This window comes from Streptomyces sp. NPDC058246 (assembly GCF_042881985.1).
Taxonomy (GTDB): domain Bacteria; phylum Actinomycetota; class Actinomycetes; order Streptomycetales; family Streptomycetaceae; genus Streptomyces.
The window spans coordinates 46,214-62,043 of sequence record NZ_JBHVWZ010000004.1; the positions used below are offsets into that span (position 1 = coordinate 46,214).

12 protein-coding genes and 1 pseudogene are annotated in these 15,830 nt (G+C 71.6%); 7 read left to right on the top strand and 6 right to left on the bottom strand.

Annotated features, from left to right (window positions below; genetic code table 11):
* Positions 1 to 9 precede the first annotated feature (9 nt).
* Together ACFVXA_RS07440 and ACFVXA_RS07445 are read left to right on the top strand one after the other, a co-directional pair.
* Entirely contained in the window at positions 10 to 2,883 is a 2,874-nt protein-coding gene (locus tag ACFVXA_RS07440) for a glycoside hydrolase family 2 TIM barrel-domain containing protein (RefSeq protein WP_390024145.1), read from the top strand.
* Between the two features lie 19 nt (positions 2,884 to 2,902).
* Entirely contained in the window at positions 2,903 to 3,859 is a 957-nt protein-coding gene (locus tag ACFVXA_RS07445; protein ID WP_390024147.1) for an alkaline phosphatase family protein, read from the top strand.
* Here the strand turns inward: ACFVXA_RS07445 and ACFVXA_RS07450 are convergent.
* Positions 3,846 to 6,320 carry a polysaccharide lyase 8 family protein gene (locus ACFVXA_RS07450; RefSeq protein WP_390024149.1) on the bottom strand — a complete coding sequence of 825 codons (2,475 nt, stop codon included), beginning with the start codon at positions 6,318 to 6,320 and terminating at the stop codon, positions 3,846 to 3,848. The genes ACFVXA_RS07445 and ACFVXA_RS07450 overlap by 14 nt on opposite strands.
* Positions 6,321 to 6,561: 241 nt before the next feature.
* Between ACFVXA_RS07450 and ACFVXA_RS07455 the strand changes: the two genes are divergently transcribed.
* Positions 6,562 to 7,296, top strand: a complete 735-nt coding sequence (locus tag ACFVXA_RS07455; protein ID WP_390024151.1) for a peptidoglycan-binding protein — start codon at positions 6,562 to 6,564, stop codon at positions 7,294 to 7,296.
* Positions 7,297 to 7,321: 25 nt separating this feature from the next.
* Here ACFVXA_RS07455 and ACFVXA_RS07460 read toward each other — a convergent pair whose 3' ends face one another.
* A complete protein-coding gene (locus tag ACFVXA_RS07460; protein ID WP_390024422.1) occupies positions 7,322 to 7,951 on the bottom strand; it encodes an alpha/beta fold hydrolase in 630 nt (209 codons plus the stop codon).
* A 177-nt stretch (positions 7,952 to 8,128) separates the two neighbouring features.
* Positions 8,129 to 8,334 (bottom strand): annotated as a pseudogene (locus tag ACFVXA_RS07465) (alpha/beta fold hydrolase); the annotation flags it as partial.
* 214 nt (positions 8,335 to 8,548) lie between these two features.
* Here ACFVXA_RS07465 and ACFVXA_RS07470 point away from each other — a divergent pair.
* Positions 8,549 to 9,079 carry a hypothetical protein gene (locus tag ACFVXA_RS07470; protein ID WP_362021478.1) on the top strand — a complete coding sequence of 177 codons (531 nt, stop codon included), beginning with the start codon at positions 8,549 to 8,551 and terminating at the stop codon, positions 9,077 to 9,079.
* Between the two features lie 61 nt (positions 9,080 to 9,140).
* Here ACFVXA_RS07470 and ACFVXA_RS07475 read toward each other — a convergent pair whose 3' ends face one another.
* Both ACFVXA_RS07475 and ACFVXA_RS07480 read right to left on the bottom strand, forming a co-directional pair.
* Positions 9,141 to 9,641: a methylated-DNA--[protein]-cysteine S-methyltransferase gene (locus tag ACFVXA_RS07475; RefSeq protein ID WP_362021476.1), complete on the bottom strand. Its 501-nt coding sequence runs from the start codon at positions 9,639 to 9,641 to the stop codon at positions 9,141 to 9,143.
* Positions 9,642 to 10,103: 462 nt separating this feature from the next.
* Positions 10,104 to 10,841: a nucleoside/nucleotide kinase family protein gene (locus tag ACFVXA_RS07480; RefSeq protein ID WP_383748156.1), complete on the bottom strand. Its 738-nt coding sequence runs from the start codon at positions 10,839 to 10,841 to the stop codon at positions 10,104 to 10,106.
* 105 nt (positions 10,842 to 10,946) lie between these two features.
* On the opposite strand from ACFVXA_RS07480, the gene ACFVXA_RS07485 reads away from it, so the two are divergent.
* From ACFVXA_RS07485 to ACFVXA_RS07495, 3 genes are all read left to right on the top strand, one after another.
* Positions 10,947 to 11,342 (top strand): SgcJ/EcaC family oxidoreductase, encoded by a 396-nt coding sequence (locus ACFVXA_RS07485; RefSeq protein ID WP_362021470.1) that lies wholly within the window; start codon positions 10,947 to 10,949, stop codon positions 11,340 to 11,342.
* Positions 11,343 to 11,407: 65 nt separating this feature from the next.
* Positions 11,408 to 12,148 carry a beta-phosphoglucomutase family hydrolase gene (locus tag ACFVXA_RS07490; protein ID WP_362021467.1) on the top strand — a complete coding sequence of 247 codons (741 nt, stop codon included), beginning with the start codon at positions 11,408 to 11,410 and terminating at the stop codon, positions 12,146 to 12,148.
* Complete coding sequence (locus ACFVXA_RS07495) at positions 12,145 to 14,490, top strand: glycoside hydrolase family 65 protein (RefSeq protein ID WP_390024153.1); 2,346 nt, start codon at positions 12,145 to 12,147, stop codon at positions 14,488 to 14,490. Before ACFVXA_RS07490 ends, ACFVXA_RS07495 begins: the two co-directional genes overlap by 4 nt.
* 17 nt (positions 14,491 to 14,507) lie before the next feature.
* Here the strand turns inward: ACFVXA_RS07495 and ACFVXA_RS07500 are convergent, their stop codons facing one another.
* A complete protein-coding gene (locus tag ACFVXA_RS07500) occupies positions 14,508 to 15,755 on the bottom strand; it encodes a serine hydrolase domain-containing protein (protein ID WP_390024155.1) in 1,248 nt (415 codons plus the stop codon).
* Between the last annotated feature and the right edge of the window lie 75 nt (positions 15,756 to 15,830).

Here is a 15,830-nt window from a genome sequence, read left to right on the forward strand (position 1 = left end):
GAGCTCCGCATGGCTGACTTGGACACCGACTACGTCGAGGACCGCGCCCCCGGTCACGGCCGCCGCGCACCCCGCGCCCGCTTCGACTCCGACGCCCCGCGCCTGGAACTCGACGGCCCCTGGCGCTTCCGCGCCGCCGCCGGGCTCGGCGACCTCACCCCCGGATTCGAGGCGCCCGCCTTCGACGACACCCACTGGGACCGACTGCCCGTCCCGTCCTGCTGGCAGCTGCACGGCGTCGGCGCGCCCGCGTACACCAACGTCACCTATCCGTTCCCGATCGACCCGCCGCGCGTGCCCGACGAGAACCCGACCGGGGAGTACCGCCGCGCGTTCACGCTCCCCGGCGACTGGCCCGCGGGCCGCGGTCTGCTCCGTTTCGACGGGGTCGACTCCTGCTTCGCGGTGTGGCTCAACGGCGTACGCCTCGGTGACGGCAAAGGCAGCCGGATGCCGACGGAGTTCGACGCCACCGCCGCGCTGCGTCCCGGCCGCAACGTCCTCGCCGTGCGCGTCCACCAATGGTCCGCGGGCAGCTATCTGGAGGACCAGGACATGTGGTGGCTGTCCGGGATCTTCCGCTCGGTCCGTCTGCTGTCCAGGCCGGCGGGCGGCCTCGACGACTTCTTCGTGCACGCCGACTACGACCACACCACGGGCGCCGGCACCCTGCGCGTCGAGACGAGCGCCGCGGCCCGGCTCACCGTGCCCGCCCTCGGTCTCACCGACGCCGATCCCGCCGGACCGCACGTCTTCGACCATGTCGTCCCGTGGAGCGCGGAGCAACCCCATCTGTATCTGGGCGAGTTGACGACGGACGGCGAGCGTATCCACGTACGCGTCGGCTTCCGCACGGTCGCCGTGGAGGACGGTCTGCTGAAGGTCAACGGCCGCCCCCTGCTGCTGCGCGGCGTCAACCGTCACGAATGGGACCCGGAGACCGGCCGGACCCTCTCGGACGACACCATGCTGCGCGACGTCCTGCTGATGAAGCGGCACAACATCAACGCCGTACGCACCAGCCACTATCCGCCCAGCAGTGAATTCCTCGCCCTGTGCGACGAGTACGGGCTGTGGGTCGTCGACGAGTGCGACCTGGAGACGCACGGCTTCGAACAGGTCGACTGGCGCGGCAACCCCACCGCCGACGCTCATTGGCGCGAGGCCTGCCTGGACCGGATGCGCCGCGTCGTCGAACGCGACAAGAACCACCCCAGCGTCATCATGTGGTCCCTCGGCAACGAGAGCGGAACGGGCGAGAACCTCGCCGCCATGGCCGCCTGGACCCGCGACCGCGACCCGTCCCGCCCGATCCACTACGAGGGCGACCGGGACAGCGGATACGTCGACGTCTACAGCCGCATGTACGCCGACCACGCCGAGACCGAGCTGATCGGCCTAGCCGCGGAACCTCCCACCGGCGACCCGGAGCTGGACGCTCACCGGCGCCGACTGCCCTTCATCCTCTGCGAATACGCCCACGCCATGGGGAACGGCCCCGGCGGACTGACCGAGTACCAGCGGCTGTTCGAGACCCACCCACGGCTCCAGGGCGGCTTCGTGTGGGAGTGGATCGACCACGGCATCGCCCGCCGGACCGCCGACGGACGTCAGTTCTTCGCCTACGGAGGCGACTTCGGCGAGCCCGTCCACGACGGCAACTTCGTCGCCGACGGCCTCGTCCTCCCGGACCGCACACCCTCGCCCGGCCTGGCCGAGTACAAGAAGGTCATCGAGCCCGTACGGATCGCCGTCGACGCGGACGCCCGCATCATCGAGGTCCGGAACGTACACGACTTCCGTGACACCTCCCATCTGCGCTTCCGGTGGCAGGCTGCCGACGACGGCGAACCGTGCACCGAGGCCGCCCTGGACGTGCCCGTCCTGGCGCCGGGCGAGCGCACCGTACTGCCCTGGCCGGACCTGCCGGACGCCGGCGAGGGCGAGCGCGTCCTGACCGTGGTCGCGGAACTCGCCCACGACGAACCCTGGGCCAGGGCCGGCCACGAGATCGCCTGGGGCCAGGCGGTGACCGGCGAACCCTCTCGAGCGCCCGAGCCCGGCCCCCGCGCGACCGTCCGGCGCACCGCCGACCGCCTGGAACTCGGGCCGGCCCGCTTCGACCCCGCCACCGGCGCACTGCGCCGCCTCGGAGGCCTGCCACTCGACGGACCCCGGCTCGACGTGTGGCGCGCGCCCACCGACAACGACGTACTCGGCCCACGCCTCGCCGACCGCTGGCGCGCCTTCGGACTGCACCGCCTCACCACCAGGGTCCTCGGCGTCGACGTGAACGCGGAGGGACTCACCGTCGTCACCCGCGCCGCGCCCGCGGGCGGCGACTCGGCGCTGACCACCACATACCGCTGGCAGGCCGACGACACCGCGCTCCGGCTGCACCTCACCGTCGAGCCGGCCGGAGACTGGCCGCTGCCCGTCCCCCGGCTCGGGGTGCGCCTCGCGCTGCCCGGCTGGATCGACACCGTCGACTGGTACGGCAGAGGCCCGGGCGAGGCCTACCGCGACACGACCGCCGCCGCGCGCCTGGGCCGCTTCCGCCGCGGTGTCGACGCGATGCAGACCCCGTACGTCCGCCCGCAGGAGAACGGCAACCGGCGCGAGGTGCGCCGGGCCCGGCTCACCGGCGACGGCGGCGGCCTGGAGGTGACCGGCGGCTTCGACCTCACCGTCCGCCGCTGGACCAGCGAGCAGCTCGACTCGGCCCGCCACACCTGCGACCTCACACCCGGGGACCAGGTGTACGTCAACCTCGACGCGGCCCACCACGGCATCGGCACCGCCTCCTGCGGCCCGGGCACCCTGCCGGAGCACACCCTGCACGCCGGGCCGACCGCCCTCCACCTGACCCTGCGCGGCCTGTGACCGCCGTACGGAGCAGCCCGTGACCGACTCATCGAAGGGATCGCCCATGTCCGAGGCCGTCCACCGCGTCCTGGTCGTCGGCATCGACGGCGTACGCCTCGACACGCTCAACCGTCTGCCCACCCCGCATCTGGACTCCCTCGCGGCCGACGGTTTCCTCACACCGATCGAGGTCGACGACCGCACGCCGACCATGTCGGGCCCCTGCTGGGCGACGATCGTCACCGGCGTGGGTGTCGAGAAGCACGGCGTGTGGAGCAACGACTTCAGCGGCCACCGCCTCGACGTCTTCCCCGACTTCGCCACCCGGCTCGCCGGGCGGAACGGGCGGCGCACCTTCGTCGCGGCCGGCTGGCAGCCGCTGCTGCAGGCTCGCGACGGCGGCCCGCTGTTCCGCGCCCCGTCAAGGACCGCCTACGTCTCCCCGGCCGAGGACACCCCCGAGGCCTGGGAGACCTGCGACGAACAGATCACCGAGGAGGCGGCAGGCGTCCTCGCGGGCGACGACATGGACGCGTCCTTCGTCTACCTCGGCGCACCCGACGAGACCGCGCACGTCCTCGGCTGCGGCGCGGCGTACGAGGCCGCGATCCTGCGCGCCGACACACGCCTGGGCCGCCTGCTGGACGCCGTACGCTCCCGGCCCGCGTACGCCGCCGAACAGTGGACGGTCCTCGTCGTCACCGACCACGGCCATGTCGACGCGGGCGGCCACGGCGGCCGCTCACCGTGGGAGCGCACCGCCTGGCTGATCGCCGCGGGGCCCGGCCTCGGCTCGGCACCCCCACGAGTACGCCAAGTCGACATCGCCACCCAGGTGTTCGTGTCGCTGGGGTGTGAACCCGACCGTCACTGGACACTCGAGGGCCGTCCGTTCGCGGACATCGGGACAGCGGGGCTCCGGGCGTCGGAGGGGACGCCCGGAGCCCCGCACACTCGGGCCGCGCCCGGGCTCGTCCGGTTCAGCCGAGCTTGACGGTGATCTTCTGGGTGACGCCGGCGGTGCCGCTGAGGTCGCCGAAGGTGAGCTTCAGGGAGGAGCCGGTGGTCGCCGAGGTGACGGTGGACGGCTTGGAGGTCACCGAGGCGACCGCCTTGTTCCAGGTGAGGGTGAGACCGGTCTGCATCCGCATCGGGTCGCTGACACAGATGACCGCGGTGCCGTCGCTCTTCTCGTTGATCATCACGCAGCACGGATTGCTCGCCGTGAGCGCGCCGACCGTACCGCCGAACCAGAAGGTGACTCCGGTGAAGCCGAGCGAAGGGACGCTGACGCCCTGCTGGTTGTCGGTGTTGGCGAGGATCGTCAGCCAGCTCGCCGCGGCGGCCCGGGTCTGCGTCTGTGCGGCGCTCGCGCCGGGCATGAGGAGATAGGCGTACGTGGCGTTGGCCGGGTCGGTGCCGTGATCGACGTACATCGTCAGGTACTTGCGGTTCAGGACCGTGGTCGTGCCGCCCTTGTTGATGTCGCTCCACCTGCCGTCCCGGGCCTCGCGCAGCGCCTTGACGGTGGCGCCGCCCGGGAAGACATAGCCGCCGTGGCCTCCGATGTGCGCCCACGTGGCGCCGGTGAGCGTCTGCGACCAGGGGGAGGCGGTGGGCTTGGCGGTGCCGTCGACCGTGAAGGACGTGGTGCCGGTGGGCCCGAGATTGCGGTTCTCCACCGTCGACTCCACGGCCGTGCCGTCCGTGCACCTGATCCCCGCGCCGAGACACACGATCGAGTCGTCCAGACAGAACCACGACTTCTTCGCCAGCAGCGTGCTCTGCAGTCCCTTGAGGTACTGGCCGATCGCGGCCCGCTGCCCGTCGGTGGCGCCCCCGACCCAGTTGACGTCCGGCAGGGAGGCCCCCCAGTCGCCGCCCGCCGCGTCCGCGAGCACCTTGCGGGAGGCCGTGGTCCCGGGCAGCCGGTACGGGTCGACGGTGGGCCAGAAGGCATCGCTGTACTGGCCGTTGCAGAAGGTGTCGCCCCACCAGTAGAGCATTCCGGAACCGGTGTGCCAGCCGTGCAGGTTCTCGCCGTTGCCCGTCTCGTAGTACGTGATCCGCCGGTCCGCCATGCTGATCGACGCGGCCCAGCCGGGGCGGCGGTGGGTGGCACGGGACATGTTGGTGAACAGCCGGTGCCCGGTCGGCTCGGCGATCGCGGTGACCGAGGTGTCGTCCTGAACTCCCTTGAGCCTGGCCAGACTTGTGAGCCCCAGTGCGGGGTCGCTCAGAGGCGGGCTGTAGTAGTCGCGCTGCATCCAGCCTTTCACCAGGCCGCGCCAGCGGGCGTTCTGGGTGCTGCTCGCCCCCTGTCCGAGCAGCACGATCGAGGCCAGGATCGGATGACCGCGCAGATGGTCGTCCTGCTGGATCTGCTTGGCGTCGGACGCGGACAGGCCGCGGCTCACCGCCCGCCCGGACACGCCGTCCATCACCAGGCCGTTGTAGAGGAAAGGCGCCCAGGCGTTCTCTACCGCGTCGAACACGATCTGCCGGTTGGCGTCGGTGACTTGCCAGGTGGACCCGGCCAGCAGCGCGAAGAGCATCCCGAGCCCGCCCAGCATCACCGAACCGTACGATCCGGTGTAGGGGACGGTGGTGTGCTGGATGAACGAGCCGTCGGTGTAGAGCCCGTCGCCACCGCTGACGTACGGGAAGACGGGGGAGAGCGCGTCCCGGGCCAGCGCGACCTTCGCGGAGCTCGCGCCCACCACTCCGCGCAGCGCCAGCACCCGGCACAGGTCGACCCGGTTGGCGCCCGTGCTCGTACCGCTGTAACTGGAGACCGCCGAGTCCGGCACGAAGTGGTCGATCGCTGTGAGGTAGTTGGCGATCCGCGTGGCCGACAGCTGGTCGTACATCAGCACGCAGACGTCGAGGAGCGCCTGCGGTGCGCCGATCTGCCAGCTGTACCAGTTCCCGTAGCGGGCCTGGTTCTCGTTGTAGACCTCGGAGTAGAGGTGATCGAGGCCGGTCAGGATGTCGTCGCGCAGGCCGGTGTCGCCGGTCAGCCCGGTGCCCTGCTGGGAGTAGGCCTGGGCGAGCGTGCTGAGCCGGGTGTAGCTGGTGTTCATGTTGCCCGAGTAGCCGTACGACTCCTGGTCGGTGTCGGGTTCCGGGTCGGCGTACACCAGATCCGGCCAGAGCGAGCCGGATGCCGGGGCCATCGTCGACCGCAGCCCGCTCGCGGTGGTGCCCAGGTCGGTGAGCCGGGTCTTGAAGGGTTCGGCGGTGGGGCTGAATCCCTCGCCGAGGATCAGCGTGCGCCACTTCGCGCGCAGGGTCGCGAACTCGTCCGCGGCCTCGGCGCTCTCGGCGGCTTCGGCGGCTTCGGCTCTCTTGGTTGAGGTGAGGGGAGTGGCATCGGCGGTGGCGTGCACCCCGAGCGCGAGCGCGGTTCCGCTGCTCGCGGCCAGGAAGCCGCGGCGTGACCAACGAGTCGTCATGACGGCGGTTTGTAGCACGCTCTTGTTCAAACGCTCAATAACTCTTACCGAATTGAACATATCGATCGTTTGGTGAGATGGAATCACTCGCCGGACTGCCGCCGGACTGCCGCCCGGCGTGTGCCGGACGGCTGCCGGACCCCGCACGGCATGCGTCGGACCACCGCTGAACCGCCGGGGCCCAACCCTCGTATCCCTCCACGGGGATGGCGGGAGACCGCGCGCACGGAAGGAGAACGGTGTGGCGATACCGCCCGAGCCCGGGCAGCCGGCGAGGCGTCCCGCGCTCGAACCCACCCATGTCCAGCGCAGCCGCCGCTCGCAGACGCTGGCCGAGTTGCTGAGGCAGGTGCGCGAGCAGGACGGGGCAGCCGACTCGGAGCAGGAGTACGAGTCGGTCCCGGTCCCCTCGAACTCGACGAGACTGCTGCCGCCCCCGGAGACCTACGGGGCTGAGGAGTACGAGACGCAGGAGCTGCCGCCGGTACCGGCAGGGGAGGGACACGCCGGTGACGGTGGCGGATCCGTCAGGCCCCGGCGGCGGTACGGAGGCGGGCGCGGCCTCGGGTGGGGCGCCGGCCCGGGGCGCGCCGCGATCGCCGTCGCGATCACGGCCGCGGCACTGGTCGGCTTCGCCCTCGCCCTCCTGCTGCCGCCCGGCGAACGGGACGACGCTCCCGGGGCCGGGACTCGGCCCACGCCGGCGCCCACCGCCCAGGCCCCCTCCCGGACCTCCGACCCGGACGGTGCGGGCACCCTGCGCGAGGGAGACAGCGGCCCCCAGGTGACAGAGCTCCAGGAACGGCTGCTCCGCATCCCGGACGTGTACGACCACGGCGCCACCAGCGGCACCTACGACCTCACGCTCACCGCCGCCGTGGCCCGCTTCCAGCTCTGGTACGGCATCCGGGGCGATGAGACGGGCGTCTACGGCAACGACACCCGCGCGGCTCTCGAATCCCGCACGACCTCGTGAGCTCGACCGGCTCGGCGTCAGCGTGTCAGTCCGTGTGCGCTGCGCGGGTGAACTCCCTTACGGACCGGGCGAGTTCTCCCGGCTGGTCCAGGGGGACGAGGGTGTAGCTGTCCGCGACCTCGACCAACCGTCCGTCCGGGAGGAGTCCGGCGAGGCGTCGGCCGTGCTCGGGCGGCATCACCCGGTCCTCGCCGGCCCACACCACGAGGACGGGGCGCTTGAAGCCGGGCAGCCGCTCGGCCGCGGCCGTCAGCAGGCCGGTGTGGGCGGCGGCCGAGCGCAGCACGCGTACGGCGTCACGACGGATCTCGGGCTGCCGGAGGACCGGCCTGATCCAGCGCGCCGTCGCCGCGTCCCCTCGGCGGGTCAGCCATCCGAACGCGAGCGGAAGCCGTCGGAGCAGCCTGAGGCGCATCTGCTGCATGAACAGCCCGAACAGCCGCGGCGGTAGCTTGCCGGAGAGAACGAGCGTCCTGCCCGTCAGCCCGGGCGGGAAGTTGTCGAACGCGTCGCACGAGACGAGGACGGCCCGCCCCACGCGATCCGCGCCGTCGCACATCAGCAGTTGGACGAGCGCCCCGCCGGTGTCGTTGCCGACCAGGACGACATCCCGCAGGTCGAGCCGGTCGAGGAACTCGCCGACCAGACGCGCCACGCCGGGCAACGACAGATCGGCGTCGGGGCGGGCCCCCCCGCGGGGGGGGCCCCGCCGGCGGGGGGGGCCCGCGCCCCCGGGAGGGGGGGGCACGGGCCCCCCAAAAACCGACCCAAAGCCCGCCGGCGCCGGTCTCGCCACCCGCCCACCCGCCGCGCCCCGCGGCGAACCGCCAGATGGGCGCCGGCGCCCCCGCCCCGGGGGGGCGCGCCCCGCGGCAGGGTCGGCACGACGCACCGGTAGTCGGCGGACAGGTCCGCGACTACTCCGTCCCACAGGGACGCGTCCATCAGCAGGCCGTGCAGCAGCACCAGCACGGGCCCGTCACCGCCGGTGTCCGCGTACTCGATCGTCCCGGCGGACAGCTCGATCTCTCGCTCCATGATTGCCTCCTGGATGGGGCCGCGTTCCCTACCAAGAGGGCGTCGGAGGGCCGAGGTGTGACATCCCGGAGGCCGTGGGCCCCGCCGGTGGGGTGGTTCCGGTGACGTGACGGATGGCGACGCCGGTCATGAGCCGACTGTCATGGATTCCTATGGATTCATAGGGGTGATGACGTGACGCCCGAACCTCTGTGACCTCCGAGGAGCTTCCACCATGCGCACCCCGCAGATCCTCCACCGCTGCGGCCATGGCCTGCGCCGCGAGGCCTCGCGGCCCAATGTGCTGTTCGGCGGTGTGTACGGTGCCGTGCTGGCGAGTTCGATGGTCGCCGCGCTCACCCAGTACGGCCACACCACACGCGAGGTCCGGCTGTACGACGCCCAGTGGCTGCTCTTCACCGCGTTCGCCTCGGCCCTCGCGCACGGATACGCGCACCTCATCGCCCGCCGGGGCTTCGGGACCCGCCCCGGACCGATCGGCGCACTGCGCGTGCTCCTCGACGAGTGGCCACTCGTGACGGCCACCGTGCCCACGGTGGTGATGCTGCTCGGCGCGGGCTGGGGCTGGTGGCCGTCCGCGAACATCGAGTACGCGGCCTTCGCCTACAACATCGTGTTCCTCTTCGGCTGGGGCCTCTCCGCGGCACGCGCCGCGCGTCGCACTTGGGGTGTGGCCTTCGTGACCGGTTGCGTCGACGCCCTCCTCGGCGTGATCGTCGTCGTCGCCAACGCGGTCATCAAGTGACGCCCGGGCCACCGGTGTGCCCCGTTCAGGAAGGCGTTGAGGAAGGCGTTCAGGAAGTGGTTCAGGAAGGCACGTGCTCCAGATCCAGGAGCCACCGCTTGCGCTCAAGACCGGCGGCATAGCCGGTGAGGGCGCCGTTCGCGCCGATCACCCGGTGGCAGGGGCGCACGACCAGCAACGGGTTGGCGCCGATCGCCGTACCGACGGCGCGCACCGCGGCCCTCGACGCGCCGATCCGCGCGGCGATCTCCCCGTAGCTGAGCGTGGTCCCGTACGGGACGGCCTCCAAAGCCTTCCAGACCCGCTGCTGGAAGTCGCTGCCGCTCGTGACGTACTCGATGTCGAAGTGAGTGAGCGCGCCGCCGAAGTAGGAGCGCAGCTGGGAGATGATCTCGGCGAAGGCGGCCGCGTCCTCGACCCAGCCGTCCTGGACGACGGCGCCGCGCTTCTGGCCGGGCATGGACAGCGAGGCCAGCGCCGTGCCGCCCCGCGCGGTGGCCGACTCCTCGCCCACGAGCAGCAGCTCGCCCAGTGGGCTGTCCATGGTGGTGCAGACCGTCATCGGCCGTGTCCTCTCGCGGGTCCTCAAGCGCTGTAGGTATCGCTTCACCAGCCATTTTGCCGCGTGTCCGGCGCGGGGTCCGGCGGGATCCGGACATCGACCTGTCGCACGGTACGCGGGCCGATGGCGCCTGCCGTCGGCCGCACGGCACGCGCCGGGCCGATGGCGCCCGCCCTCGGCCCTTGAAGTGGGACGACGAGGATCAGCGCTTGATCAGACGTACGGACAGCCCCTCGGCCGTGTCCACGGGCACCGCCCGGCACGCGTAGGCGCCGCGCACCCGGGCCGTCGTGGCAGGGCGCCCGCGGGGCGCCGCCCGTCACCCGGACGTCACCGTGTCCCAGCGCGTTCCGGGAACCGGCGGTCAGCGTGCCCTCCTTTGGCGCCGTGCCGCCCGTATGACGGTCAGCGCCCGCCAGGGGCAGCGCACCTCGGCCGAACTGACCGTCCGCGCCGAGGCGTTCATCGCGCGGATCGGCGATCCGACGGGCGGCGATCAGGGTGCGGAGCGTGAGCTGGAGCTGCGGCCTCGGTGACGGCCGCGTCGACGACCAGGTCGGCGCGGTCCCGTGTCGCGGCGACCAGCTCGGCGTTGCGCTGATCGGTGCCGAGGACCCACGCCACCGCCGTGTCGTGGTCCTTGCCGAACTCCTCGTGCCGGGCGACCAGCCGCCGTACGCGTTCGGCGTCGTCGAGCTCGCAGAACCAGACCTCGTCCAGCTGCGCCCGCGCGCGAGCCCAGTCGGCGTCCCGCAGCAGCAGATAGTTGCCCTCGGTGATGATCAGGCGGGCCGTGCGGGGCACCGGAAGGGCACCCGCGATCGGCTGCTCGAGGGTCCGCTCGAAGCCGGGTGCGTACACGAGGCCGTCCTCGTCCTCGCGCAGCCGGCGCAGCAGCGCCGCGTACCCTGCCGCGTCGAACGTGTCCGGAGCGCCCTTGCGGTCGCGCCGGCCCAGGCGGTCCAGCTCGACGTCCGCGAGATGGAATCCGTCCATCGGCACCTGGGCGACCCAGGCGGGCCCGGCGCCGTTCAGCGCGCTCACCAGACGCTCGGCGAGCGTCGTCTTGCCCGATCCCGGACTGCCGGCGATCCCGAGGAGGGCCCGCCGCCCCGGCCGCACGAGCGCCGCCGCGCGCTCCAGGAGATCGTCGAACCTCAGGGGCGCCCCGGGCTCCTTGACGTCGTGCTCCACATCCACAGCCGCCGCTCCCGTCGACCGGCCCGTGGCAGCCGGACCGTGGCCCCAGTATCCACGCGAAGGAGCGGATGAGAAGTCCTGAGCGGGACGGGGCATGGATCGAGGATGAGCCATGACGAGGAGCAGATCCGTACCCTGATCGAGCGCTGGGCCGCCGCCGTTCACCAGCGCGACCTCGACGGTGTGCTGGTGGATCACACGGACGACATCGTGATGTTCGACGTCCCGCCGCCCTACGGCGGGGTCCGCGGCATCGAGGAGTACCGCGAGACCTGGCCGCCGTTCTTCGAGTGGCAGGCCCAGGGGGCGTCGTTCGAGATCGAGACCCTCGACATCACCGCGGGCGACGACGTGGCGTACGCGCACGCCCTGCTGCGCTGCGGGACGGCGAAGGAGTTCGCCGATCAGCCCGACCTCCGCCTGCGGCTCACGCTCGGACTGCGCAAGGAACAAGGGCGTTGGAGGGTCGCCCACGAGCACCATTCGTACCCGCACGACTGATCCGGCCCCATCAGGTGTGTCGTTCGCCACCCGCTGGCCGCCGGCCCTCGGGGCACACTGCACCTATGACAGAGCTCGGTCTTCCGAAAGAAATCCAGGCCTGCCTCTTCGACCTCGACGGGGTCATCACCAAGACCGCCGTGGTCCACGCGGCCGCCTGGAAGCGGACGTTCGACGACTTTCTGCGCCGGCGCGACGGCGACGGATTCCGTCCCTTCGACGACAGTGCCGACTACGACGAGTACGTGGACGGACGCCCCCGCGCCGACGGCGTGCGCACCTTCCTGGCCGCACGCGGTATCGAACTGCCCGAGGGGAAGCCCGACGACCCACCGGACCGCGCGACCGTCCACGGCCTGGGCAACCGCAAGAACGACCTGCTGCTGGAGCTGATCCACCGGGACGGCGTCGAGGCGTACGACGGCACACTGCGCTATGTCGAAGCGGTGCGGGACAGCGGGCTGCGGACCGCGGTCGTCTCCTCCAGCGCCAACTGCCGCGACATCCTGCGAACCATAGGCGCGGAGTCCCTCTTCGACGTACGGATCGACGGCGTCGTCGCCGCCGAGCGGAAACTGCCGGGAAAGCCGCGTCCGGACACCTTTCTGGCCGCCGCGCGGGACCTCGGCGTCGTCGCCGAGGAGGCCGCCGTCTTCGAGGACGCGCTGGCCGGCATGGACGCGGGCCGCTCGGGCCACTTCGGGTACGTCGTCGGAGTCGACCGCGTCGGACAGGGCGACGCCCTGCGCGCGCACGGCGCGGACATCGTCGTACGGGATCTGGCGGAACTGGGGGAGCGGGCGTGATCACCCACACGTCGTACGGCGTCGAGCCCTGGGCCCTGCGCGAGAACGACCTGCACCTGGACCTCCTGCCGCAGAGCGAGTCCGTGTTCGCCCTCTCCAACGGCCATGTCGGCTGGCGCGGCAACCTCGACGAGGGCGAGCCCCACGGCCTTCCGGGTTCCTATCTGAACGGTGTCCACGAAGTCCACCCGCTGCCCTACGCCGAGGCGGGATACGGCTACCCGGAGTCCGGTCAGACGGTCATCAACGTCACCAACGGCAAGATCATCCGCCTGCTGGTCGACGACGAGCCGTTCGACCTGCGCTACGGACGGCTGCGTTCCCACGAGCGCGTCCTCGACCTGCGCACCGGTCTGCTCACCCGGACCTGCGAGTGGACCTCGCCGGCCGGCTCCACGGTCCGGGTGCGCTCCACCCGGCTCGTGTCCTTCACCCAGCGGGCGATCGCGGCCGTCGCCTACGAGGTCGAGGCCGTCGACGCCCGGGTCCGGGTCGTCGTGCAGTCGGAACTCGTCGCCAACGAGCAGCTGCCGGGGCACAGCGGAGACCCGCGTGCCGCCATCGCCCTTGAGGCGCCGCTGGAGGCCGAGGAGCACTTCGCGGCGGGCCGGAGGCTACGGCTCGTGCACCGCACCCGGCGCAGTGGGCTACGGGTCGCCGCGGCCGCCGACCACGCCGTACGGGGGCCCGAGCCGACCACCATGAGCGGTGAGAGCGGCGACGACATCGCCCGCCTCACCGTCACCTCGGTGCTGGCACCCGGCCAGACGCTGCGCCTGGAGAAGGTCGTCTCGTACGGCTGGTCGAGCACCCGGTCCCTGCCCGCCCTGCGCGACCAGGTCGACGCGGCGCTCGCGGCGGCCGGGCACGGCGGCTGGCAGGCGCTCGTCGACGATCAACGCGCCTATCTGGACGACTTCTGGGCGCGTTCGGACGTCCAGGTGGCGGGCGACGAGGAGATCCAGCAGGCCGTCCGCTTCGCCCTCTTCCACGTCCTGCAGGCGGGCGCCCGCGCCGAACAGCGCGCGATACCCGCCAAAGGGCTCACCGGCTCCGGCTACGACGGCCACGCCTTCTGGGACACCGAGACCTTCGTGCTGCCCCTGCTCACCTACACCTCGCCGGGCGCCGTCGCCGAGGCCCTGCGCTGGCGCCAGAACACCCTGCCCGCCGCACGTGAGAGGGCGGCCCAACTCGGCCTGCGCGGAGCGGCGTTCCCCTGGCGGACCATCGAGGGCTCGGAGGGTTCGGCGTACTGGCCGGCCGGCACGGCCGCCTTCCATGTGAACGCCGACATCGCCGACGCCGTGGTCCGCTACATCGCCGTCACCGGCGACCAGCGGTTCGAGCGGGACACCGGGGTCGAGCTGCTGGTCGAGACGGCACGCCTGTGGCGCTCGCTGGGCCACCACGACCACCAGGGAAAGTTCCACATCGACGGGGTGACAGGACCCGACGAGTACAGCGCCGTCGCCGACGACAACACGTACACCAACCTCATGGCCCGTACGAACCTGCTGGCCGCCGCGGACGTCGTCGAGCGCCACCCCCGGCGGGCCGCGGAACTCGGCGTCGACGACGAGGAGAGCGCGGCCTGGCGCGACGCCGCCGAGGCCATGCACATCCCCTACAACCACGAACTGCGGGTCCATGAACAGAACGCCGGATTCACCCGCTACCAGCGCTGGGACTTCGCGGCCACCCGGCCCGACCAGTACCCGCTGATGCTGCACTTCCCCTACTTCGACATCTACCGCAAACAGGTCGTCAAACAGGCCGACCTGGTGCTCGCGATGTACAAGTGCAGCCCCTACTTCGACGAGGAGCACAAGGCCCGCAACTTCGCCTACTACGAGCCCCTCACCGTCCGGGACTCCTCCCTCTCGGCCTGCTGCCAGGCGGTGATAGCGGTCGAGGCGGGCCACCCGGGCCTCGCCTACGACTACTTGGTGGAGGCCGCGCTGATGGATCTGGAGGACCTCGAGCACAACACCCGCGACGGCCTGCACATCGCCTCGCTCGCCGGTACCTGGATGGCCCTGGTCGCCGGGTTCGGCGGCCTGCGGCACCACGGCGCCACCCTGGAGTTCGCGCCCCGGCTGCCGGAACGGTTCAGCCGCCTCGCCTTCAACCTGGAAGTCCTCGGGCGGCGGCTGCGGGTGGAGATCGAGCCCGACACCGCCACGTACACGCTCATGGCCGGAGACCCCCTGGAGATCCACCACCACCGGGTACCCGTCACCGTCGACGCCGACAAACCCCAGGGGCTGCCCATCCCGGCCCAGCGGCTGCGCCCCGCGCCCGACCAGCCGCCGCACCGGCGGCCCAACCGTCAGGAGTGAGGCGCGGCCGGGTCGGGTCAGTCGCGGGCGATGCCGGGCGCGATGTCCTCGTTCCGCTCCAAGGGCGCCGCGGCGCGCGTGGCGGCCTTGGCCGTGGACTTGCCGCAGAACGCGGATTCCAGGGTGCCGTACATCGTGTTCAGGACATCGGTGTTGTTCGAGGTGTTCGCCAGCGCGGTGACGCTGCGCTTGCCGTCCTTCGACGTGAACGCGTACGTGTAGAAGCCCTGCACGGTGCCCGTGTGCCCGTAGACGGACACCCCGCACGACAGGGTGCGGCGGCGCAGACCGAGGCCGTAGCTCGTGGTGCTGCTGACCGGCGTCCACTCCTGCATCTGCGTCAGCTGGGCGGGGGACATGAGCTTTCCGCGGAGCAACGCGGAGAAGAAGGTGTCCAGGTCGTGCGCGGTCGAGATGATCGCGCCCGCGCTCTGCGCCCAGGAGGCGGTCTGCTCGGTCGAGTCCACCAGGGCGGCGCCGGCCTCGTCGGGGGTGAGATAGCCGTCGACATGGCTTCCCGGGATCGCGGTGCCGGGGTGCACATAGAAGGTGTTGCTGAGGTGCAGCGGCGTGAAGATGCGGTTCTTGTACTCCGTGCCCACCGCGTGGCCGGTGAGCTTCTCGATGAGCATGCCCGCCACCACGAAGTTGGTGTTCGAATACGCGTAGGCCGCGCCCGGCGCGTTGGTGCGCGGCTTCTCCAGGGACAGCGTCACCAGGTCCCGGTAGCTGAAGACCTTGTTGCGGACCGCCTCGAAGCCCGGGACCGTCTGGGCGAACATGTCGTTGGTGTAGTCGTACAGGCCGCTGCGGTGGCTCAGCACGTGGCGAACGGTGATCCCGTTGTCGGGAAGCAGCCCCGGCAGATAGCTGTTGACCGAGTTGTCCAGGTTCAGTTTCCCCTCGTCGACCAGTTGGAGCAGCACCACCGCGGAGAAGGACTTGGTGACGCTGCCGACGCGGAACCGGTCGTTCGTGCTGATGGCCCGGCCGGTGGCGCGGTCGGCGACTCCCTCGACCAGCCGGTGCACCGTGCCGTTGTCGTCGATTCTCGCCATCGCACCGGGGGCTCCCTGCGTCAGCGCCGTGCGCAGCACTGTGCGCAGCCCCGCGTCGTCGGGCGCCGCCAAGCCGGCGGCCGCCGTGACCCGTTCGGTGTCGGCGCCGCCCGCGGGCGCGGGCGCGGCGGCCTGCGCGGGTGCTGCCAGAAGTGACACCAGAACCGCGCCCAGCGCCGTACCCGTGCCCACCGTTCCTGAGACCATCTGTTATCTCTCCCGTGTTCCCTCTGCCGGTGCGCATGTCCGGCACGAACCGCCCCGCGGACGCGGGCGTCGGCA